A 20,501-nucleotide genomic window follows, 5' to 3' on the forward strand; every position below is an offset into this window, starting at 1 on the left:
TTTGTCATCAAAACTCCCAATTCTCAATCCCGATCCGCCACAAACGCTCTCCATATCTCACCGCAGGGGGCGAGTGAGGACGCGGTAATACCTCGTTCTGTTCCGTGTGGTCGACTGTTTTTGGCCACCAAACATGGATATGTGGATCTGGAGTACCATCAATGAAACGTCTTGCAATTGCAGGCTTGGCCCTGACTGCCGCAACGGCTGGAACCGCCCCGGTTTGGGCTGCGGATCTGCCGCAATCGCCGGCACCAGCCTACGAGGCGGTTCCTGCCCCACAGCAGAGCATCGACTGGACCGGGCTTTATGTCGGCGGCAATCTCGGCTGGGCTTTCGGAAACTTCGACAACAACACCAGCGGTAGTGCCAGCCTGGACACCAGTGCAAATGGCATAAGCGGTGGTCTTTACACCGGCTACAATTATCAGATCACGCCCAATGTGGTCCTCGGTGCCGAAGCGGACTTCAGTCTCACAAGCCTTGAAGATTCACGTACAAACGGCGGTCTGACGCTGGAATCCAAGTCCAGCTGGAATTCGAACATCCGCGGCCGTGTCGGTTATGCCTTTGATCGTTATCTGGTCTATGGTGCCGGCGGTCTGGCAATCGCCGATCTGGAGCTTTCGGGGAATGGCGACAGCGACAACAAGACGGCTCTTGGCTGGACCCTGGGTGCGGGCGGCGAAGCAGCCATTACCAACAATGTCAGCGCGCGCCTCGACTATTCTTATCAGGATTTCGGCAGCCAGGATTTCAATCTGAATGGCACCGGCGTCAGCTCGGAATTCAGCAATTCTCAGGTCCGACTCGGACTGGGCTACAAGTTTTAAGCCCAGCTTCAGAATTGACAGCATTCAACCCGGCGCCGGAAGGTGCCGGGTTCTTTGTTACAAGCGGTTACAAGCTTTTCAGAATTTAGCCCCACAACCATGGTATTAGACTGATATTGTACTAAGTGCTGCGGCAGTGTCCGTGCCTGCATTCATGGCAGGGACGATGTTTTTGGTGGAGAGATGAATGCGGTTTTTGATGCGCGGGCTTATTGGTCTGGCATTGATGGCGATTATGGTCGGGTTTGCCGGATACGGCGCCTATCAGTTTTATGATGCCCTTACGGCGGAAGAAACCACCCGTCAGAGACCGGCTCGAGAGCGCATCTATTCCGTCAATGTGAGTGAACTCGCACCACAAACCGTCACGCCGTTGACGACTGCATTTGGCCAGGTTGAAAGCTGGCGCAGTCTGCAGCTAAGGGCGAGTTCTGAAGGCCGCCTGGTAAACGTTGCGAGCAAGTTCCGCGATGGCGCTGCTGTTGCCGAAGGTGAGTTGCTTCTCAAGATTGATCCGGCAAATGCGGAATTTCTTTTCCTGGACGCTGAAGCCGCGCTGGCTGACGCAGAGGCGCAGAAGGCCGAGGCTGAGGAAGCAATTGTCGGCGCTGAACAGGAGCTGGAAGCAGCACGCCGCCAACTTGCACTGCGCAGACAGGCACTGGAGCGTCAGCAGCAGCTCAAGGACAAGGGCTATTCGACGGCCGTTCAGGTTGAGACCGAAGAGCTGGGTGTTGCCTCTCTTGAACAGTCGCTGAGCAACCGTCTGCAGTCCGTTATTACCGCGCGCAAACGCATCGAGCGCATGGATCTGACTGTGAAACGGGCTCAGATTGCGCTGAAAGATGCGCAGCGTGTTCTGGATGAAACGACCCTCACGGCGCCTTTCTATGGCTATCTGTCGGAAGTCGATGCGACCCTGGGGCGTCGTGTCAGCCCGTCGGAAACTCTTGCTGTGCTGATCGATCCAACTGCCCTGGAAGTGAAGTTTTCCGTTTCCACCAGCGAATTTGCAAGACTTCTGGATGAACGCGGCAAACTGATCAAAGCGCCCGTGTCAGTGACGTTGCAGCTCGGTGGGCGCTCAATCGTCGTTCCGGGCAATATCGACCGTGCGGCTGCGGTTGTTTCTGAAGGGGAAGCCGGCCGGACGTTGTTTGCAACACTTGAAATTGAGCCGGGTGCCGTGCTGCGTCCGGGTGATTTTGTGAAAGTCGAGATCCAGGAACCAGAACTGAACCGCGTAGCGGTGGTGCCGGCAGGTGCGGTGACCGAAGATGGCAGACTGTTGATAATCGGCGAAGGCGACAGGATTGAAGAAATTCAGGCCAAAGTTCTTCGTCGCATGCGTGAAGATGTTGTGTTGGCAAATGTTCCGTTTGGCGAAAAATATGTAACAGAGCGCCTTCCACAATTGGGCACCGGATTGAAGGTCTCCCCAAGAGACACCGATGGAAGCACAAACCAGCCGGAAGGCCCTGCTGTCGCCAAGGCGTCGCCGTCAAATGATGAGCGCAACTCGGACGATCTGGTCGCCCTGGATCCGGAACGGCGCGCAGCGCTGATTGCTCAGCTGAACGAATCCAACATACCGGAGAACCGCAAGGCCCGTCTGTTGGCGCTTTTGAGCCAACCGATGGTGCCAAAGGACCTTGTCGACCGATTGGAGCAAAGGCGCGGTCGCAGCGGATAAAGGCGTGTCTTCGGAGCCGATGACTTGAGTGGAGTGACCTGAAATGCGTTCACCCGGTGGACCGAGATTTGCGTCGTTTCTGGATTACATGGTGCGTCACCGGACGGCAGCAAACCTGTTGCTTCTCCTCATGCTTTTGGCCGGGATAGCAGCCAGCACGCAGATCAGAACCCAGTTCTTTCCAGATTTTGTGCGCGAAGAAGTCGACGTGGAGATCAACTGGCCTGGTGCCGGGCCGGAAGATCTCGATCAATCCGTCGTGGAAATACTCGGCCCTCAGCTTCTTGCCATCAACGGCGTGGACGAAGCAACGTCCGTTGCCCGTGAGGGCACAGTCAGCATCGAGTTGGAATTCGAAGACGACTGGAACATGGGGCAGGCGACCGACGATGTTAAGGCCGCCGTCGACCAGGCCCGTTCCAGCTTGCCCGAAGGCATCGAGGAGCCGGTGGTGACCCGTGGCGTTTATCGCGACAGGGTGACCGACGTTGTGATTTTCGGACCGGTTGATATCGACCAGCTGGCACGGTTCGCAGAGGATTTGCAGACGACTCTCTTTCGCCAGGGTGTAACGCGGGTCTCCATTCAGGGGCTGGCCAATCCAATTATCAGGGTCAATGTCGGCGAGGACATGCTGGTCCGCCACGATATGACCCTTCGTGAGATCGCCGATGTTGTTGAGGCGGAAATGGAAACGACGCCAGCCGGCGACGTCAGCGGCGGTGGTGCCCGGCTCAGGACAGGCCAGACACGGCGAAGCGAACAGGACCTCGGTGAAATTGTCCTGAAAGCGCCCTCGCAGGGTGAAAAACTACAGCTGCGTTCCGTTGCGGAGATCGTTACGGAAGGCGTGGAAAGTGGCCGTGCCTACTATCACAAGGGCATGCCGGCAGTAGTGCTGCGTGTCGACAGAAGCGCACAGGGTGACACCATCTCCATTCAGCGGGATGTTGAGAGAATAACCGCGGAGTTTCAGGAAACCTTGCCCAATGGTGTCGAGGTGCAACTGACCCGGACCCGTTCGCAAAACATTATCGACCGGATGAATATCCTGGTCGAGAACGGCATCTTTGGCTTGTCCCTGGTGCTTGCATTCCTGTTTCTGTTCCTGTCTTCGCGAACCGCGTTCTGGGTGGCGGCGGGCATACCGGTTGCCATGGCGGCAACCATCGGGCTGATGTATGCGTTCGGCCTGACACTCAATATGGTGTCTGTTTTTGCGCTGATCATCTGTCTCGGCATTGTCGTGGACGATGCAATTGTGGTCGGTGAACACGCAGATTCACTGCACAGACGCGGTTATCCGCCTGCGGAAGCCGCCAGTCTTGCAGCTCGCCGGATGACAGCCCCGGTATTCAGCGCGTCAATCACCACCCTGATTGCATTTGTCGGGCTGACCGCGATCGGTGGCCGGTTCGGTACCTTGATTGCGGACATTCCGTTTACGGTCGCAGTTGTTCTGGTTGCCAGCCTTGTCGAGAGCTTTCTGATCCTGCCGGCTCATATGAACCATGCCTTGTCGGCCAGCAAAAAGACCCATTGGTACGATCTGCCGAACCGGTGGTTCAACCGCGGCTTTGTCTGGTTTCGCGAGAACCTGTTCCGCCGTTTTGTCGATTGGTTGATCACGGTCCGCTACCCAGCTATCGGGTTTGCTGTGATGGTTCTGTTGTTGTCCCTGACGTTGTTTGTTGATGGAAGCGTCAGGTGGCGCTTCTTCAATGCGCCGGAACGGGCTGTGGTGTCTGCAAGCATTGCCATGATGCCCGGAACGGAACGGGAAGACACCAAGGCGATGATCGCTGAATTGGAGCGAGCACTTGATGTCGTAAATACGCGATATCAGGAAGAATACGGAACGGAACCGGTTGTCTTCGCACTTTCCACGGTCGGGGGGACTGCCGGGCGTGGTTTGAGCGGCGCAGATTCCAAAGACGTCGATCAGCTCGGCGGGATCTCCATCGAACTTCTGGATCCGGATCTACGGCCGTACTCCGCGTTTCAGTTTATTGGAGACTGGCGTGAAGAAATCCAGCGACCGCCGCTTCTGGAAACGCTGGCCTTGCGAGGGGAGCGGTCCGGACCGGGTGGAGACGCGATTGACGTCAAGCTCTATGGATCTTCCACGGAAAACCTCAAGGCGGCAGCAGAGTTCCTGAAGCAAGCGCTTGCCCCCATGGAAGGGGTCAGTGCACTTGAAGATACGCTCGCCTATGACAAGCCCGAACTTAGCCTGACACTGACCCCGCGCGGAGAAGCGCTGGGGTTCACCACGGATGATGTTGCCCAGATGCTGCGCAATAGGCTGGAAGGCATTGAAGTTGCAGAATTTCCGATCGGTCGCCGAACTGCCAAGGTCAAGGTACTGATGCCCGATGACGAGACCGATGCGTCGTTTCTATACAATACACGCATTCGCACCAATTCCGGCACCTATGTCTCACTCAGTGAAATCGTCAATGTGGACAGCAGCTACGGATTTGCATCTGTCCGGCGGAGCGACGGTCTGCGCACTCTAAGAGTGACCGGCGATGTTTCTGAGGACGATCCGGAGGCTGCTGCTCGGGTCACAAGCATTCTGGAAAGCGAATTGTTGCCTCAACTCGCATCGGATTTTGATGTCGAAAGCGAGATGAGCGGTTTGGCTGAACAGGAACGGTCTTTCCTGTCAGATGCCGTGCTGGGGTTTGCGCTTTGTCTGGCCGGGATTTATCTGACGCTTTGCTGGATTTTTGAGAGCTGGACACGACCGCTGATGATCATGATCATCATCCCGTTCGGCGCAATCGGTATGCTTTGGGGTCACTATTTGCACGGGTTGCCGCTGTCGATGTTCTCCGTGGTCGGGTTCATCGGCATGTCCGGCATCATCATCAATGACAGTATAGTGCTTGTCACGACAATCGATGAATACGCCAAGAACCATCCGTTCCGGCAGGCTCTGGTGCAAGGGGTGTGCGATCGATTGCGGGCAGTCGTGTTGACGACCGCGACCACCGTTTTCGGACTTGCGCCACTGCTGTTCGAAACGAGCCGTCAGGCCCTCTTTCTGAAGCCGACCGTCATTACTCTGGCCTATGGGCTCGGTGTCGGCCTTTTCCTCGTGATCCTGCTAGTGCCAACGCTTTTGGCTTTGCAGAACGATTTCGGCAAGTCTGTTTCTAGCGGTCGCCGGCTTTTGAAAATCCGTGGCCGACGTCCATTGTCCGGCGGAGGAACATAGGTCTGTCTCTGCATAATAGGGCAGTGTTCGACAGCCTAACCGGCCTCAGGTCCCGTGGGTGGATAAGCATCTGGAAACAAACTTTTTTGTTTCCAGTCCAGCAACTCTTATTGCAGGAGGGCCGGTGCGTTGTCGGGAACAGGCGAGGCGGGTTGCTTCGTGTCTGCGAATGCAGGGACAGCCTTTTCAAAAGCGCTTAGCCAGGCAACCAGGTTCGGACAGCTTGACCGCCAGTCGCCGTTGAAACGCATATCGAGATATCCGAGCGCACAGGCGAGCGTCAGGTCAGCAACTGTGACATGGTTTGCGGAAGACGGGGCGGGTGGTGTTTTGGTTTCAAAATGTGCCAGGCCACGCTCGACCTTTGCTCCCTGATAGGCGTCCCAGGCAGGGTCCCGGTACTTTGGATCCTTAAAGCGCTTTTCGTAAACCCTCAGCAACGCGGCATCCATAATGCCGTCAGCCAGTGTCTGGTCGCGGAGTACGGTGAACCGGGTATCGCCTTGAGGCAGCAGTTTGCCGCCTCCTGCCAGGTGGTCGAGAAATTCCACGATAACAGCGCTGTCATAGAGCACATCGCCATTGTCCAGGATCAGTGCCGGGATCTTGCCGAGTGGGTTCTGGCTGCGAAGACTGTCGGATGGATCCGCGGTGTTTGCGTCTTCCATCTGGATCTTGTCCTTCAATCCAAGGAGTGCCGCAGCCAGTTTCACCTTCCGGCCAAACGGTGAAGGCGGTGAAGAACGCAATTTCATGACGGTGTTTCCTCAGAATTGGACAGGTAAAGCGTTTTCGGATGCGGTTAGCGCGGTGCCGGAACAGCGAGTTTTCCGTTGCGGCAGCCTCTCCGGTCGACAGCTGCACAGGATCTGAAAGCGAGATCTTTGGTCAGGCAGATGCGGATTTCTTCAAATTCACCCCTTGAACAGGTGACGGCCATACCGTCTTCCTTGAGACCAGGATTGGCAAGTCTGAAAGCCTTCTCGACCGTTGCCGGTGCCGCCTTACCGCGCTTGTTCAGTTTTTCAAACGCCCCGGGAATAGTGATTTTTTCATATGCATCGCGGGTCAGGTCGAAATACTCATCAGGCTCCAGACCTGAGCATGTACCGTGCTTGCGCCACTGGTGAAAAACAAGTCCATGGCTGGGCATGATGTCTTCCATATCAACTGCGATTTGTCGATCGATCCTTTGTCGTACGCCCGGGCAGGAAGATGGATAGCCGTTTTCATATTGGGGCCAAAGGCCATGCACGACGAACCGGAAAGGGTTGCGGACATCACATTGATGGGGGTTCGCGTCTTCGCCTTCCTGTTTGCAGTAGGTGGGCGACCAGGACAGCGCCAGGACATAGAAATCGAAGTCACCCGCCTGGTCGGCGAGCGACGAAAACGACTGTAGGCTGGCTGCCATCAGACATGCACAAAAGCCCAATGCGCGGCTGATCAGCGCCATGAATTGTCCTTTGCCGCAGGTGATCGCGTCAGTGTGGACGCGCGGTGCTGCAATATGCTCCGTAGACGCGCCATTTGTCCAACGGTGCAAGGCAGGCTTCCACGTTCCAGCTCACGCCGACGAAACCGGCGTGTTCTTCAACCATGTAATGAACGGATTGATAGCTGCCGTCGGAAAGGCTTGCCTTGCCGCGACAGAAGCGGCGTGCAAGGGGACTGACGTCGTTGGCCCGATAGGCGACTTCCGTGATCTCATCGATGCTGAGGATCGTGCGGCCGCCGTAGTAATCTTTCCTTGCCTTTGCAACGGAACCGGCAACTGCGCTTTGAACGGAACCTGCTGTGCAGTCTGGAAGCCGAGGCTCACCGCCAAAGGAAAAATAGGCGCGGTGCTCGTCGGCAACCACGGGGGTGGCCAGGCTTGCGCAGGCGGTCATGACAGACAGGATCAAACGGGCGGAACGGGCAATACGCACGGCAATAACTCCGAAGGCAAACTGAGTGGAGACGATGGGCGAGCAGAGGTGCAACGTCAAGCGCCGATAGGAGCAAAAGTGCCCTATGGCGCAATTATTCGGCGATCACCTGTTTGACTTGCCAGCTTGTTCCAGGCCCTTGATGCAGTATGTCACACAGCCACGGCAGCAGAACCCGCATTTCATCCGCAAGAGTGAACGGCGGGTTGATCAACGTCATCCCGGATCCGAGCATTCGTGTATCAGGGCCACTTTTCCCGACATTCAGTTCTATTGCGAGCACGTCGCTGATACCGGATGTTTCAAAAGCTTCGTGCATTCGGTTGATCGCTTTTGCATCCTTCATTGGATACCAGAGCGCATAGGTTCCACTCGCCCACTTCCGATAAGCCTTGCTTACTGCCTGTGTCATGCGATCAAATTCATCGGTTGCTTCATATGCCGGATCGACCAGAACAAAGCCCCGCTTCTCTTTTGGCGGCAGAAAACTTCCCATGGCCATCCAACCATCGAGATGAATTGTCTTGACCTGAAAGTCTCCTTCAAAGTGGGCGGACAGTGTTTTGAAGTCAGCCGGATGCAGTTCAGTCAGGCTCAACCGGTCAGTCTTTCGCAACAATTGCCGCGTGAGGCCGGGTGACCCTGGATAGATCGTCAGGTCACCACTCGGATTGAGATCGCGGACCACGTCGAGCCAGGGGGCTATAAGAGTTTCAACTGAAGCAGGTGCATCTGCCGCAAGGACTTTCCCGATCCCTTGCTTCCATTCACCCGTTTTCTGGGTCTCTTTCGAGTTCAGATCGTACTGGCCAATCCCGGCGTGGGTGTCCAGGACCCTGAACGGCTTGTCCTTGCGTTGAAAATAGACGATCAACCTGGTCAATACGATGTGTTTGAGCACATCGCCAATGTTTCCAGCATGGTAGGCGTGACGGTAGTTCATTGAGCACCTTCTCCTGGAGAAGGCTCCGGATCCCGTTTCATGTAGATAACGGCAGTGTTTGTGTGATCCGCTTTGCCGACTTCCTGAAAACCGAGGCGTCCGTGAAACCGCAAGGAACCCGGGTTCGGTGGGCGCTCATTGACCTCGCACAGGAATGAACGTCCCGTCCCGGCGAAATGCCGGAAAAGTTCCGCATAGAGCGCGTCTCCAATTTTTCGGCCTCGCAGTGTTTCGTCAACGAAGATGCGGTCGATATAGGCAAAATTGGAAAAGCGTTCGCTTACCCAGACATAGTTTGGGCTGCTGTAGTCGGCACCATCGCCCATGCACAGGAGAAGGCCTACTGGCGCGTTGTCGATTTCCGCCACAAGATTGATCAACGCGCTGTTGATCAAGTCCAGCATCGCTTCTGCGCTCAGTGCGCTCACACCTGGCGCTGCAGCATTGTTCAGTGGAAGCAGAGTTCCAAGGTCCCCGGGTAGAAATGGGCGGACCCGGACTGGCGTGTTTTCATTGTCCATTGGTAGTTCTTGTCAGATGAGTTAACGAGGGTATTCGGCCGAAAGGCCGTACCTATGGTTATTGAAGAAGTCCATTCTGAGGCCGGAAAACGACAAGGGCGCAGCAACGCTGCGCCCTTAGATTGTTCATGTCTGTGCAGTTAAACCGTGTTCGGAAGTCTATTCCTCAACAGGTGCGCTGTCGTCTTCCGAGGGGCCGCCGTCCTCTTCCACGACCTGCAGGTTTACCGCTTTCGGTCCTTTGCCACGACGGTCGGGTTCGGTTTCAAACGAGATCCGTTGCCCGCTGTCCAGCGAAGCCATACCGGAGCGTTCCACCGCTGAAATATGGACGAACACATCCGCGTCGCCTTCATCAGGTGTGATAAAGCCGAAGCCTTTGTCCGTCTTGAAGAATTTCACGGTGCCAGATTGGCGTGGACCGCGCTCAACCGGTGGGCCATCTCCGCGAGGGCGCTGTTGACGGAAGCCGTCGCCATCACCACCTTCACGATTGCCGTATCCGCCACGACCACCGCCATAGCCGCCGTCCCGGCCACCACCGCCGTAACCACCGCCATCACGACCACCACCGCCGTAGCCGCCGCCTTCGCGACCGCCGCCGCCGTATCCGCCACGGCCGCCGCCGCCGCCATAGCCACCACGACCACCGCCGCCGCCATCGCCACCACGACCACCACCGCCATCACGGTCACCGTAACCGCCGCGTCCGCCGCCGCCTTCGCGATCACCACCACCGCCGTAGCCACCGCGGCCCCCACCGCCGTAACCGCCGTCTCGGTCACCGCCGCCGCCGTATCCGCCACGGCCGCCGCCATATCCGCCATCCCTATTGTCGCGGCCGTAGCCGCCACCAAAATCATTGTCACGTCCGCCCCGGTAACCTCCGCTGCGGCCACCGCCATAATCGCCACCGAAGTCGCTTCCGCCAAAATCACTGCCGAAGTCTTGCGGACCGCCAAACTCGCGTTTGCCGCCGCGTCGACCACGCGACCGCCGGTCCGAATCGCCATCGTGCATTACTAAATCACCTTAATTTCTGTGCCGCACCGACACATCACACCCAATCTCACCCGCCTTCACAGTCGAGTCACTTCGCCAAGACGCACCCGGTACGTCTGTTCAACATTCTGGGATAGGGCTGAAACACACCTGCCGCATCCCTCTCCAGCCGCTGCGTCATCATCATAAGGGCGAGAGAGGCAAAATCGCAAGAAATTCCTTGGTCCACGGCCTAATTGGAGGCGTTTTTGGTCGGCCAGGTGTTTGACCAATTGGACAAGTCGGGGGGTGTGCCGTCACAGGTTTTTCGTGTCGCTTCTTCCAGCAGCACCAGTCCTGTTCCGTTCCAGCTCCACCGGTTCCAGAGCCCGCATTCGCCGACGCCGGAGCCCTTGAAGTAGCTTATAAGTTGCTGATCTGCCGGGATCCATCTTGCGTTGTAGATCAGATCCGATGCAATCGGCCCCTTTTCAGACATGCGAGCGACATGCACCTGACGCGCGGCTCCGTCCTTGCCAGAGAGCACGGCAACATAGGGACTGTTTATAGCGGTGGGTGCGCCGCACGGAATAATATAAAGCGATGACGTGTCTTCAAGAGGCACGCGGACGGCGTTGAGGCTCGCGAAGATTGTCGGGTCAATTTCGGAGCACAGCCTGTTGGCGGACCAAACGGCGGCGACTTCCGGCGGCAATTGATCTGCGCTGACGACCGGGACTGCATGCGGAGCATCTTTGGCAGGCTCATCGCCCTTTGATATGATTGCGGCAACGGTGCCGGTACGATCCTGCCGATTGTCGAGCCAGAGCAAGCTGGCCTTCAGGCCTTGCAAGGGAACAGGGACAGCAACGGGATCTGCATCTCCCACGGAGGGCAATTGAATTGTCAGTTCCCGGCCGGAACGCATGGCCTCCAGCAATGTCACTGTGGCTGGGCCCGTCGGATACCAGAAACCTTCACCGCCGAGCGGGCGGAAGCCTGCAGGAGGTGTCACTGCGGTCTGCATCTCGCGCAGTTGCTCGATCGGCAGCGCCTCAATAACGCCTCCATCAACTTCAAACTGTAGTGTTCCGTCCTGAGGCAGCTCCGTGTTGGTTGTCAGACGCACCAGAGGTTGGGCCTCTGCTTGCCAATCACGAACGATCCGAACATCCACCCAGACGGATTGGGACCTGGTAAAGGAAGACGCAAAACACACACCCGTATTGCCGCAGTCAACGGTCCAGCCTTCAAAACTGGGAGCCGTTCTGCCGGGCTGCGCCATTCCCGCCGAGGCGGGGACAAGGGCTGCCGCCGTTGTTATCAGCAGTGTTAATAGTCTTCGCTTCATATGGTTCGGATACCCGATTTTGGCTGCCGTCTTCTCAGCGGTCTTGTCTTCTTGTACGAAATGCTTGCGGCAAGGTGAAGCCGCTTATGATCATATTCCTAATAACGGCCTGTGTTGTCCCGTATTACTTATAATGCCGGAACTTGGGTTTCACGAGAGGAGGCGGTTTTGTCGCAAGAAGAAAATGGACCCGACGGCCAGGACGGTGACGAGATGCCGCCGATCCAGGTCATGGTTATTGTCGTCACACAGTTTCAGCAAAACTGCTCGCTGATCTGGGACCCGGCGACGATGAAAGGTGCTGTGGTGGACCCTGGTGGCGATGTCGAGCGCATTCAGGCTGCAATTGAAAAGCAGGGTGTCAGCGTCGAAAAAATTGTGCTCACTCACGGTCACATAGACCATGTGGGCGGCGCAGCCGACCTTGCTGCTGCGCTGAGTGTGCCTGTCGAGGGTCCTCACGAAGCCGACCAGCCGCTGATAGACAGGATCTCCGATCAGGCTGTGCAATTCGGTGTGGATGGCGTCAAACCGGTTATGCCGGATCGATGGATGGTCGAAGGTGATCAGATCGAAATTGCCGGAAGGACATTCGATGTTCTGCATTGCCCGGGTCATTCGCCCGGTCATCTGGTTTTCTTCGACAAGGAACTGCGGTTCGCCATCTCCGGCGATGTGCTCTTTGCAGGTTCGATCGGCAGAACCGATCTGCCTGGAGGCGATCATGCGACCTTGATCAAATCCATTCAGGAAAAACTGCTGCCGCTCGGTGACGATGTCTCGTTCTTGCCCGGCCACGGCCAGGCATCGACACTGGGACAGGAACGGGAAACAAATCCGTTTCTGACCTAGTTCGACACACTGTCTAAGACTGGGTTGTCAGAGCAAAGCCCGAAGGTCATCGATGCGATCGTTGACCAGCCAGCCATAATAGTTCTCGCGGGGCCAGGATCTTCCGGTTCTGCGGAACTTGGCAGCCCGGCTCCAGGGGTCGCCGAGATTGTAGAGGGTCGCCGTCAGGCCCGGATTGTTCGAGATGTCGACTTTGCCAACGGATTTATAAGCTGCAATCGCGTCCTGAATGATCGCCGCCATGTAGTGGAGCGAGATATTCGGATCCATGGTGGCCTTATAGACTTCCTTCGGCTTGGAAGCTTCGAGCTTGCGATAGTTGCTCTGACGGGCAACTCGGTCGGTCATCTTTAGAACGGTGAGTGGGCTTAATTGACCCAGCCCGAAACTCTGACCTGAAAACAGCGGCTGAAAAAACGCTTCGTTGAAGTTCTTCTTCGGATACCGAACGCCATCAACCCTGCGGCCACGAAACTTGCTGTTCCAGACATTCTCATAGCAGGACCAGCGCCTGTCGCTGCTCTTTTGAATGTGGTCCTTGCTGCAGCGCTCAAACTGTGGCCGTTCGACAAATGTGTCGACATGCTCGCCATTCAATTCGAACTCGAACCTGATGCCGGCATAGGCGAGCGCCTTGACGTAGTACGATTGAGCGCTGTCGAGCGTGTCGTAATTGTAGGTGTGTTCGCCGACAATCGCGCCGATGAGATGGATTGGGTCTATGCCGTAGCGCTTGGACACGCGCTTGATGGAACCTAACAGCCGGCGGTCGCGCTTGAGAACCGACAAGACCTTGTTGAACTTGGCATCGTAGCTGGATTTGGACGCATTGGTGCGGCGGGAGGAAGCAAACGGGATCTTGGGTTGGGACTTGTATCTGTTTCCCTCGGGGACCGCGCGCACGGATTGGGCCTGCGCTTCGACCACCGGCATCAGGTGTGTCGACACCGGGTTAAATAGCAACGCCAATGCAAGGCATCCTGTCGCCAGTCTGGATGTGAACCTTAGCGGGCCGGTCTTCCTGCACATTGTGATCGCTCTGCGATTGACGTTGTTGTTAATGTTTCGCCGAACAGAACCCGGCAGCGCCTCGAACCATAACGGTTTCACATAGTTCGCTGAGCGAGACTGTAAATAACTCATTTTTCAGATTGCCCCCAGAAAAAAGCACCGCCACATACAAGATGCAAGCGGTACGCTTTTCTAAGTCGGGGACATCAACAAAGAAGTGATGACTATCACAAGGTTTCGGAATCCTGCGATCAGTCCGATCACCCCCCCCCATCAACGACACTAGTGCACCTCCATGGAGAGGTGGGATCACAGGTGAGTTATGAACACGCCTCTTAGTGAAATAGACCAAGCCGTTTTCAGAGCTGTACTTAGCCTAGGCCTTGCCTAGACCAGCCGCTGTCTTCGGTTTCTGTTGGTCCGTCACGAAGGTTGATTTGAATGTCTTGTCTGCATGATCTGTCACCACTTCGAACGATCGTCTGCATTCGTTGGCTTGTCAGTCGAAAATATAACCAACGCCTCGAACTGTTCGAATGATTTCCGGCTTATCCGGATTGGGTTCGATTTTTCGCCGGATGCGCGAAATTCGCAGGTCGATTGATCTGTCGAAAGGCTCCCAAGCCTTGTCATGTGCCTGTTCAAGCAGTTGGTCCCGATTGAGTATCCGTCCACGGTTGGCCGCAAATACACGTAACAGACGGAACTCCATGGCAGTAATGGTTACTTCATTGCCATCAGGCCCAAACAGACGAGCGCTATCAACATCAAGTCGACAGGGCCCGAATTGCACCGCTCCTTCAGGTGCTTTGGACTTGTCCTTCGCTCCTTGGCCGATTTCATTTCGACGAATTGTCGCCTTGATCCGCGCTTGAAGCTCACGAAGATCGACCGGCTTTACAAGATAATCATCGGCGCCGAATTCCAAGCCGAGGATCTTGTCGACCAGTTCACCTGCGGCCGTCAGCATGAGAACAGGGACAACAGACGTTTTTCTCAATTCGCGCAGAGCTGTCAGCCCGTCCTTGCCTGGCATTTTGACATCGAGCAACACGAGATCCGGTTCCCGCTCATTCATCAGAACGAACAAGGACGCGGCGTCCTCAGCTTCTCGGATAAGATAGCCACACTCACTTAGATGGTCGCTCAGCATTCTTCTCAGCGGTGCCTCGTCATCACAGATTATGATCTCGCGACAGTCCTCGCTCATGTAGTTTTCTTTCTTTGTTCAACAATCTGTTTCAACAGCAGAAGGAGATCTTCCTTTGCGATGGGCTTTTCGATATGTGGACATCCGGTCGAGCTGAAAAAGCGCTGAATTTTGTCACTCATAGTGTCTCCCGTGACAAAACCCACCCGTTGGGCCGCTTCCGGTGCGATGACTTCCAACGCGTAGAAAAATTCCGCGCCGTTAATGCCGGGCATTTTATAATCGCACAGAATGGCATCGTAAGACTGAGCCTCTGCCTTCCGTAGTGCTTCTCTTGGAGAGACACCCTTCGTTACGTTGTACCCCTCTTCTTTCAGAATATCGTAGAGAAGTTGAGCAACGCCAACATCGTCCTCAACAATGAGAACCGAGAAATTCCCAGGGGCAACTTCCTCTTTGACACGCGCCTTGTTGGCTTCCGCTTGGTCCGTCACGGCGGGCAATTTGACGGAAAATCGTGTTCCTTTTCCCGGAGCTGATTTCAACACAAGTTTTCCGTCATGGTTGGCGACGATGCGATGACTAAACGCGAGGCCGACCCCCGTGCCCTTGCCGACATCCTTGGTCGTGAAGAAGGGCTCAAAAATGCGCTTTTGAAGATGCGGAGGGATACCTGGCCCATTGTCTTCAACGTCGACGACCACCCGCTTCGATCCTGCCTCGAAACGTGTCCGGACGGAGAGCTTGCCCGCATGTCCAAGAGGTTGAACGGCTTGCTTTGCGTTCGTGATGAGATTGCTGAAGACCTGTGCCAGCTGATCGAAATCGCCAGAAACCGGCGGCACGCTCTGGTCGAGTGTGCTTGTTAGGATCGTACCGCTGGACGTTAGTCCGTAGCTTGAGACTTCGAGGACGGTGGCCAGCACGTCGTTGACGGAACAGAGCTCGACCCTCGCTGGCCTGCGACGCGCCATGGACAAGAACGTTCGAACGATTTTTGTCGCCCGTTCTGCGGACTGGCAGATCAGGTCAACGCGACCTGCCTGAATTGGGTCGGAGATCTTGCCCTGAAGCATCTGGGCGTAGCCGGAAATTACAGAAAGTGGATTGTTGAGTTCATGTGCAACACCTGCAAGAAGTTCACCGAGTGCGGAGAGTTTCTCGTTTTGGTGGACAAGTTCGCGTTGACGCTCAAGCTCAGCCTGCATGGCAAGTTGATCGGAAATATCCCGGGTGGAGGAGACGATGACATCCTCGCCCTTGTAATCGGTGACCCTGGCAGCTGTCAGACCTTCCATGATGGATCCGTCAGCTCTGCGGAACTGGACGCGATAGTCGTCAAGCTGACCCGTTGGCAGCAGGGCTCTTAGATACGCCTCGCGATCTTCCGGCTTCAAGAAGAAGCTGAGGGTCGTCTGGATATTGCCGAAACGTTCCCTGGAAGCAGGTGGACAATAGATGATCTTCCCGTCGTCGACCCGGGAGACTAGAAAATTCGCCGGACAGGCTTCAACGATCTTTCGCAGCAGCATATCGGATTCGCGTTGTTCTTCTTCCGCGCGGAGCTGCTCCGTGACATCCATAAAGGAGACCAGATAGCCGTTCAGTTCGGTCTTGTGCGCAGAAGCAAGCAGTGTTGCTCCGTTTGCGAGTTTCAGGGTTATCTTTTTCTCATAGGTGCGGATGGTGTTTTCGAGCTCTTCCACATATGAAGCCTCTTCAAGGCCTTCTGGAATGCACATCACATCGGCTTTGAACAGCCGCCGCATGATACTGACGACATTTTCGCCAATTTCGGGTGCGGGTATGTTGCTGAAAAACATGCGGTGCCATTCGCGATTTGCCATCGAGAAGTTGAGGTCTGCGTCGTAGAGCACCAAGCCCTCATCCAGAGACTGGATGGCATCGTTTAGAACAGAGAGACTAAGCTCCTCCGCTTCGATCAAGGCAGTCGTGTCGGTTACTACGATCACTCTGCCATCGTCCTGAGTGACGGCCCGTTCCACAAAAAAGTGGCGGCCGTCTTTGAAACTGACCTCCATGGACGCGAGCGTTTGACGCTGTTCCTGAGCGGCCCTGCTGAAGTGGGCAGCAGCATCGTTTCCAACTGGCTGTCCCTTCACGGTGGCGATGTGGTGAGCGAGGATTTCTATTCGTTGCTCATCCGACAGCGCGAGAATTTCGTCGACACTTAGTTGGAAAGGGGCGGCGAAGGCCTCGTTGCAATGTGTGAAGCGGCCATCTGCGCTTTCAATGGCAACCCCGACCGGCAGGCGAGCGACCACGTCGGTAAACAGACGTTCGGCTTTGAAGCGCTCAGTGATATCGAGCACGGTTGCGACGACGCCGCCGCCCTTGAGGCGGGTAAGCGTGATAACTCTGTACGTGCCGTCAGCTACCTTAATGTCGATTTTGAGGGTGCCGAGTTCATCGAGGGTCTGAAAAATTTGCGCTGGTCCGCCGGTTGGCCCTCGAATGATGGTGACGTGGCCGTCGCTCATGGCGCGCTGGATGACTTCCGACATGGGAGTGCCTGGTTTCAACACATCCTTGTGTGGTCCAAGCATGTTCGCATACTGGCTGTTTGCGTATACCAAGCGCCGGTCCCTGTCATAAAGCACAAAGCCTTCATCGAAAGCCTCAATTGCTTCGAGCAAAACATGTTCGCCGATTTTGTCCTGTGAATGAGGTCGGGTAACTTCCCGCAATTCGGTCAGGAAATTGCCCTGCTTGGTTTCGCTGGAGGTTGCTTGCAGTACGCGGCCGTCGCGGTGACGCAGGTAGGCATTTCCATCGCTTGCCATTTTTTCTTGCAGATCATTGGCAAACTGACTTGGATCAGTGTCGGTTGGAATGTCGAAGCAATTATGATCGACTAGGTCTGTGAAAATCTCTTGGAAATCTCTGTGGACCGAAAACAGTCTTGTGTCGTTTTCAAAGACGCGTTCGCGAAAAACTGCATTGGAGGAAATTAGACGCCAGGTGCGGTCCCAGAGCGCGACACCTTCTGAAAGGGCCTCGAAACCGTCCAAAAGAATGCTGGACGACGGCTGGTCGCCACCCGTCCCTTGGAGGGAGGCGGCAGGTGACCCCAGATCCGAAACAGGTTCATTTTCAACGATATCGTTTGAACTGTCTGCAGTCATATCCCGCACCTTGTTTCATTTCGTCTGGCATTTGATGCAGCCATCATGGTGCTGCTTGAAGCTTCGGTGCACTCTAGGACATTGTTTTTGTTTGCATAGGTTTCACCCCGATAAAGCAAGAAAGGCGGCGGGTTTTCCCGCCACCTGACATCTTGCAGTACCGAAAGTTAAATGATGAACACGTCAGACTGGGCATCAAGGTCAAGATGTCCAAGCAAGATGACGGAGACATCTGCGTTTTGACCGGCATCGTCCCGAATGTGAACCACCGTTGCATCTCCGATGCCGTCAACGTCGAAAAACGTGTGCTCAAAATAAGCTTCAGCACCTAGGCCGTTTGAGAAACTCGACTGTTCTCCGAGGAAGTTCGCGCCGCCAAAACCCTCGAAAAAGAGCATGTCACCGCCATCACCGAAATCGAAGATGATGTCCATCGGATTGCCGCCAGCACCACCGCTGTCACCGGACTGGAAATGGAATGTGTCCCAGCCTGAGCCTCCGAAAAGGCCATCGCCAAAGTTGAAACCCTGGCTGTTGGTTCCGCCACTGATGAAGTCGTTGCCTTCACCGCCATTTATGAGGTCAATGCCGGCACCTCCGTAAAGACTGTCAGCTCCATCCTCGCCATAAACCAGGTCGTTGCCGTCGCCGCCATATTGCGTATCGTTGCCGATCCCGCCATACAATTTGTCCCGGTCTTCACCGCCGAACATCTGATCGGCTCCTGACCCGCCATTTATTGTATCTTCTCCTTGCTGCCCATAGAGGAAGTCGTTGCCGCCGTCGCCATTGACTTCGTCGTCGCCTTCGCCGCCGTAAAGGGAGTCATTGCCCCAACCGCCGTTCAGGACGTCGGCACCATTCTGACCCCACAGGATGTCGTTGCCGTTGGCGCCCGACATCACGTCATCGTCATTCCCGCCCTGCATGGCATCAGCGCCAATTCCGCCATACATGGTGTCGGCGCCGTCGCCACCCCACATCAGATCGTTGCCGGAACCACCGTTCAGATTGTCATCGCCGTCTTCACCATAAAGCCGGTCGATACCGCTGCCGCCGAAAAGGGTGTCGTTTCCTTCTTCGCCGAAAAGGGTATCGTTTCCGGATTCGCCGTAGAGGGTGTCGTCGTCCCGGCCACCGCGGAGAGTGTCGTTGTCGCTACCGCCGTAGAGAATGTCGTCTCCAAAGTCGCCATAGATCAGATCCTCACCGTTGCCGCCGTAAAGTCTGTCGTCACCAGTGCCACCACTGATCACGTCATCGCCGTCCTGACCATAGACGCGGTCATTGTGCCGGTTTCCGTAGAGGCGATCGTTTCCATGACCGCCATAGAGGAGATCATCGTCATTTCCGCCATAAAGATAATCGTCACCGTGGCCACCGTTCAGCAGGTCGTTTCCGCCGTCGCCTTCCAGAGTGTCGTTGCCGGTTCCGCCGAGAAGTTCATCATCGCCGCGCCAGCCTGACAGGTAGTCATCACCGGTGCCGCCATTGAGGGTGTCGTTACCATCATGACCGTAAAGTTTGTCGTCGCCGCTATCGCCGTTAAGTCGGTCTGCGCCTTCTCCGCCATAAATGTAGTCGTTGTCGCTGCCACCGTAAGCAACATCGTTGCCGCCGTTGAGCCAGAGATTGTCGACGCCACCGAGACCGTAGGCAATGTCGATGCCATCGCCACCGGCATAAAAATCGTCACTATACCAGTCGATCCAAATGGTTTGATCCAGCGGCTGGAAATCTCCAGCCTCAAAACTGGGATTCGGCGGAAAAGGTTCAAACTGGTTGGCTGCGCCCAGTTTTTTCAGGTTTGAACTTAAATTTGACTGAAGGCGAGACATCGCGCTGGCAAAGTCCGATTCCAGTTCGGCAATGACGTTCCAGTTTGCAGACTCTTGATCGTCAGCTTGAGAATTGGCCAATCCAAGTTGCTTGAGATTGTTTTGCAAGCGGCCACGCATTGCGATTGGTTCCTGACCACCTTCGCTCTCGAACTCGACATCGATGATTTGGCTTTCACGCCCGGTGCGTCGGCCATTATCGTCGCTGAAAATGGTGTCACGTCCTTGCGTTTCTGAGATGAATTCCTCAGTTTCGCTGGCTTTGGCACCCTCTCTGAGGTTCTCAGAAGGTCGCAATAGTTCAAATTTACCGGTATTGGCAGGAGATGTGTTTGCTCGGCCAGTTAGCCTGGTAGACATTTCAATATTCCTTCAAATGTATGCAGATCTGTTGCTGCTTTGGGTTCAAACTGTCCTGCCCAGTTCCGCTTTGAATTCGATAGCGGAGCAGCCATCTTCAGCGCTGGATGTATCTGCTGGATGTTTGGATGAAGGAAGAAACGTCTTAATTGTAAGCCACGTATCAGCAGCTGTTTCACACTTGATACAAATGATACTTTTCGACAGGCGCAGATTTGAGATGGCTTCGCGAGCTCAACTCGTCGGACAACCTGTGTCCGGATTAGACCTGCGTTCAATCAGCGATCTAAACCAGTCTTATCTTGTCGCTCTGGTTTCAATGCTCTGATGCTGCTGGCTGGGCCCATGTGCAGCCGCACGGCCTTTGGAACGCCGAGAAAATCATAGAATGCACGATGCTGCCGAAGGCCACAAAGTTCTCTCTGAATGGTGACGTGCCAGAGCGCTTCACTTGCCTCAGCAAGTTTTGCATGCCGGTCTTCCGGTGAACGGTCAAGGTCTGCTTCGGCCTTCTTCAATAAATCGAGGGCGGCCTCCAGCTTCTTGTTCAAGCGGGAGAGGGTTGATGCCTTTTCGTTCAGAATCTCTTGCTCAAGTGCCGCCGCCAACGGGTCCTTGTCGGACATCAATGTCTGTCTCGGCGGTCGAACACTCATCTTGCTGGTTCC

At 55.5% G+C, this 20,501-nt stretch carries 16 protein-coding genes; 4 read left to right on the forward strand and 12 right to left on the reverse strand.

Annotation, left to right across the window (positions count from 1 at the left end; translation table 11 throughout):
- Positions 1-161: 161 nt before the first annotated feature.
- From FIV00_RS09795 to FIV00_RS09805, 3 genes are all read left to right on the forward strand, one after another.
- Positions 162-833 carry an outer membrane protein gene (locus FIV00_RS09795; RefSeq protein WP_152500577.1) on the forward strand — a complete coding sequence of 224 codons (672 nt, stop codon included), beginning with the start codon at positions 162-164 and terminating at the stop codon, positions 831-833.
- 187 nt (positions 834-1,020) lie between these two features.
- Complete coding sequence (locus FIV00_RS09800) at positions 1,021-2,526, forward strand: efflux RND transporter periplasmic adaptor subunit (RefSeq protein ID WP_152500578.1); 1,506 nt, start codon at positions 1,021-1,023, stop codon at positions 2,524-2,526.
- 43 nt (positions 2,527-2,569) lie between these two features.
- Complete coding sequence (locus FIV00_RS09805) at positions 2,570-5,749, forward strand: efflux RND transporter permease subunit (RefSeq protein WP_152500579.1); 3,180 nt, start codon at positions 2,570-2,572, stop codon at positions 5,747-5,749.
- A gap of 107 nt (positions 5,750-5,856) precedes the next feature.
- Here FIV00_RS09805 and FIV00_RS09810 read toward each other — a convergent pair whose 3' ends face one another.
- The 7 genes from FIV00_RS09810 to FIV00_RS09845 form a co-directional block, all read right to left on the reverse strand.
- Positions 5,857-6,504 carry a glutathione S-transferase family protein gene (locus FIV00_RS09810; RefSeq protein ID WP_152500580.1) on the reverse strand — a complete coding sequence of 216 codons (648 nt, stop codon included), beginning with the start codon at positions 6,502-6,504 and terminating at the stop codon, positions 5,857-5,859.
- 47 nt (positions 6,505-6,551) lie between these two features.
- Entirely contained in the window at positions 6,552-7,205 is a 654-nt protein-coding gene (locus tag FIV00_RS09815) for a ribonuclease T2 (RefSeq protein WP_152500581.1), read from the reverse strand.
- Between the two features lie 28 nt (positions 7,206-7,233).
- A complete protein-coding gene (locus FIV00_RS09820; RefSeq protein ID WP_209006882.1) occupies positions 7,234-7,680 on the reverse strand; it encodes a hypothetical protein in 447 nt (148 codons plus the stop codon).
- 94 nt (positions 7,681-7,774) lie between these two features.
- Entirely contained in the window at positions 7,775-8,623 is an 849-nt protein-coding gene (locus FIV00_RS09825; RefSeq protein WP_152500582.1) for a 23S rRNA (adenine(2030)-N(6))-methyltransferase RlmJ, read from the reverse strand.
- Positions 8,620-9,144, reverse strand: a complete 525-nt coding sequence (locus FIV00_RS09830; protein WP_152500583.1) for a GNAT family N-acetyltransferase — start codon at positions 9,142-9,144, stop codon at positions 8,620-8,622. The genes FIV00_RS09825 and FIV00_RS09830 overlap by 4 nt, the downstream gene beginning before the upstream one ends.
- Before the next feature lie 159 nt (positions 9,145-9,303).
- Positions 9,304-10,164, reverse strand: coding sequence for a cold-shock protein (locus FIV00_RS30470; protein ID WP_305773834.1), 861 nt, complete (start codon positions 10,162-10,164; stop codon positions 9,304-9,306).
- Between the two features lie 214 nt (positions 10,165-10,378).
- Positions 10,379-11,476, reverse strand: a complete 1,098-nt coding sequence (locus tag FIV00_RS09845) for a DUF1176 domain-containing protein (RefSeq protein WP_173005930.1) — start codon at positions 11,474-11,476, stop codon at positions 10,379-10,381.
- A 213-nt stretch (positions 11,477-11,689) separates the two neighbouring features.
- Between FIV00_RS09845 and FIV00_RS09850 the strand changes: the two genes are divergently transcribed.
- Positions 11,690-12,328 carry an MBL fold metallo-hydrolase gene (locus FIV00_RS09850; protein ID WP_152504198.1) on the forward strand — a complete coding sequence of 213 codons (639 nt, stop codon included), beginning with the start codon at positions 11,690-11,692 and terminating at the stop codon, positions 12,326-12,328.
- Positions 12,329-12,355: 27 nt separating this feature from the next.
- Here the strand turns inward: FIV00_RS09850 and FIV00_RS09855 are convergent, their stop codons facing one another.
- The 5 genes from FIV00_RS09855 to FIV00_RS09875 form a co-directional block, all read right to left on the reverse strand.
- Positions 12,356-13,357: a DUF1402 family protein gene (locus FIV00_RS09855; protein WP_152500584.1), complete on the reverse strand. Its 1,002-nt coding sequence runs from the start codon at positions 13,355-13,357 to the stop codon at positions 12,356-12,358.
- A 481-nt stretch (positions 13,358-13,838) separates the two neighbouring features.
- Positions 13,839-14,549 (reverse strand): response regulator, encoded by a 711-nt coding sequence (locus FIV00_RS09860; RefSeq protein ID WP_152500585.1) that lies wholly within the window; start codon positions 14,547-14,549, stop codon positions 13,839-13,841.
- Complete coding sequence (locus FIV00_RS09865) at positions 14,546-17,635, reverse strand: PAS-domain containing protein (RefSeq protein WP_152500586.1); 3,090 nt, start codon at positions 17,633-17,635, stop codon at positions 14,546-14,548. Before FIV00_RS09865 ends, FIV00_RS09860 begins: the two co-directional genes overlap by 4 nt.
- Positions 17,636-17,802: 167 nt before the next feature.
- Entirely contained in the window at positions 17,803-19,833 is a 2,031-nt protein-coding gene (locus tag FIV00_RS09870) for a calcium-binding protein (RefSeq protein WP_152500587.1), read from the reverse strand.
- A 278-nt stretch (positions 19,834-20,111) separates the two neighbouring features.
- The gene (locus tag FIV00_RS09875) at positions 20,112-20,489 is read right to left on the reverse strand and encodes a DUF6665 family protein (protein WP_173005931.1); all 378 of its coding nucleotides are present in this window, start codon (positions 20,487-20,489) and stop codon (positions 20,112-20,114) included.
- Positions 20,490-20,501: the final 12 nt, after the last annotated feature.

The organism is Labrenzia sp. THAF82 (assembly GCF_009363435.1).
Classification (GTDB): domain Bacteria; phylum Pseudomonadota; class Alphaproteobacteria; order Rhizobiales; family Stappiaceae; genus Roseibium; species Roseibium porphyridii.

Coding starts and splice junctions, on each gene's coding strand:
- FIV00_RS09870 (WP_152500587.1), bottom strand. CDS start 19,833: ATGTCTACCAGGCTAACTGGCCGAGCAAACACATCTCCTGCCAATACC.
- FIV00_RS09850 (WP_152504198.1), top strand. CDS start 11,690: ATGCCGCCGATCCAGGTCATGGTTATTGTCGTCACACAGTTTCAGCAA.
- FIV00_RS09865 (WP_152500586.1), bottom strand. CDS start 17,635: ATGACTGCAGACAGTTCAAACGATATCGTTGAAAATGAACCTGTTTCG.
- FIV00_RS30470 (WP_305773834.1), bottom strand. CDS start 10,164: ATGCACGATGGCGATTCGGACCGGCGGTCGCGTGGTCGACGCGGCGGC.
- FIV00_RS09845 (WP_173005930.1), bottom strand. CDS start 11,476: ATGAAGCGAAGACTATTAACACTGCTGATAACAACGGCGGCAGCCCTT.
- FIV00_RS09830 (WP_152500583.1), bottom strand. CDS start 9,144: ATGGACAATGAAAACACGCCAGTCCGGGTCCGCCCATTTCTACCCGGG.
- FIV00_RS09860 (WP_152500585.1), bottom strand. CDS start 14,549: ATGAGCGAGGACTGTCGCGAGATCATAATCTGTGATGACGAGGCACCG.
- FIV00_RS09815 (WP_152500581.1), bottom strand. CDS start 7,205: ATGGCGCTGATCAGCCGCGCATTGGGCTTTTGTGCATGTCTGATGGCA.
- FIV00_RS09805 (WP_152500579.1), top strand. CDS start 2,570: ATGCGTTCACCCGGTGGACCGAGATTTGCGTCGTTTCTGGATTACATG.
- FIV00_RS09810 (WP_152500580.1), bottom strand. CDS start 6,504: ATGAAATTGCGTTCTTCACCGCCTTCACCGTTTGGCCGGAAGGTGAAA.
- FIV00_RS09800 (WP_152500578.1), top strand. CDS start 1,021: ATGCGGTTTTTGATGCGCGGGCTTATTGGTCTGGCATTGATGGCGATT.
- FIV00_RS09875 (WP_173005931.1), bottom strand. CDS start 20,489: ATGAGTGTTCGACCGCCGAGACAGACATTGATGTCCGACAAGGACCCG.
- FIV00_RS09795 (WP_152500577.1), top strand. CDS start 162: ATGAAACGTCTTGCAATTGCAGGCTTGGCCCTGACTGCCGCAACGGCT.
- FIV00_RS09825 (WP_152500582.1), bottom strand. CDS start 8,623: ATGAACTACCGTCACGCCTACCATGCTGGAAACATTGGCGATGTGCTC.
- FIV00_RS09855 (WP_152500584.1), bottom strand. CDS start 13,357: ATGTGCAGGAAGACCGGCCCGCTAAGGTTCACATCCAGACTGGCGACA.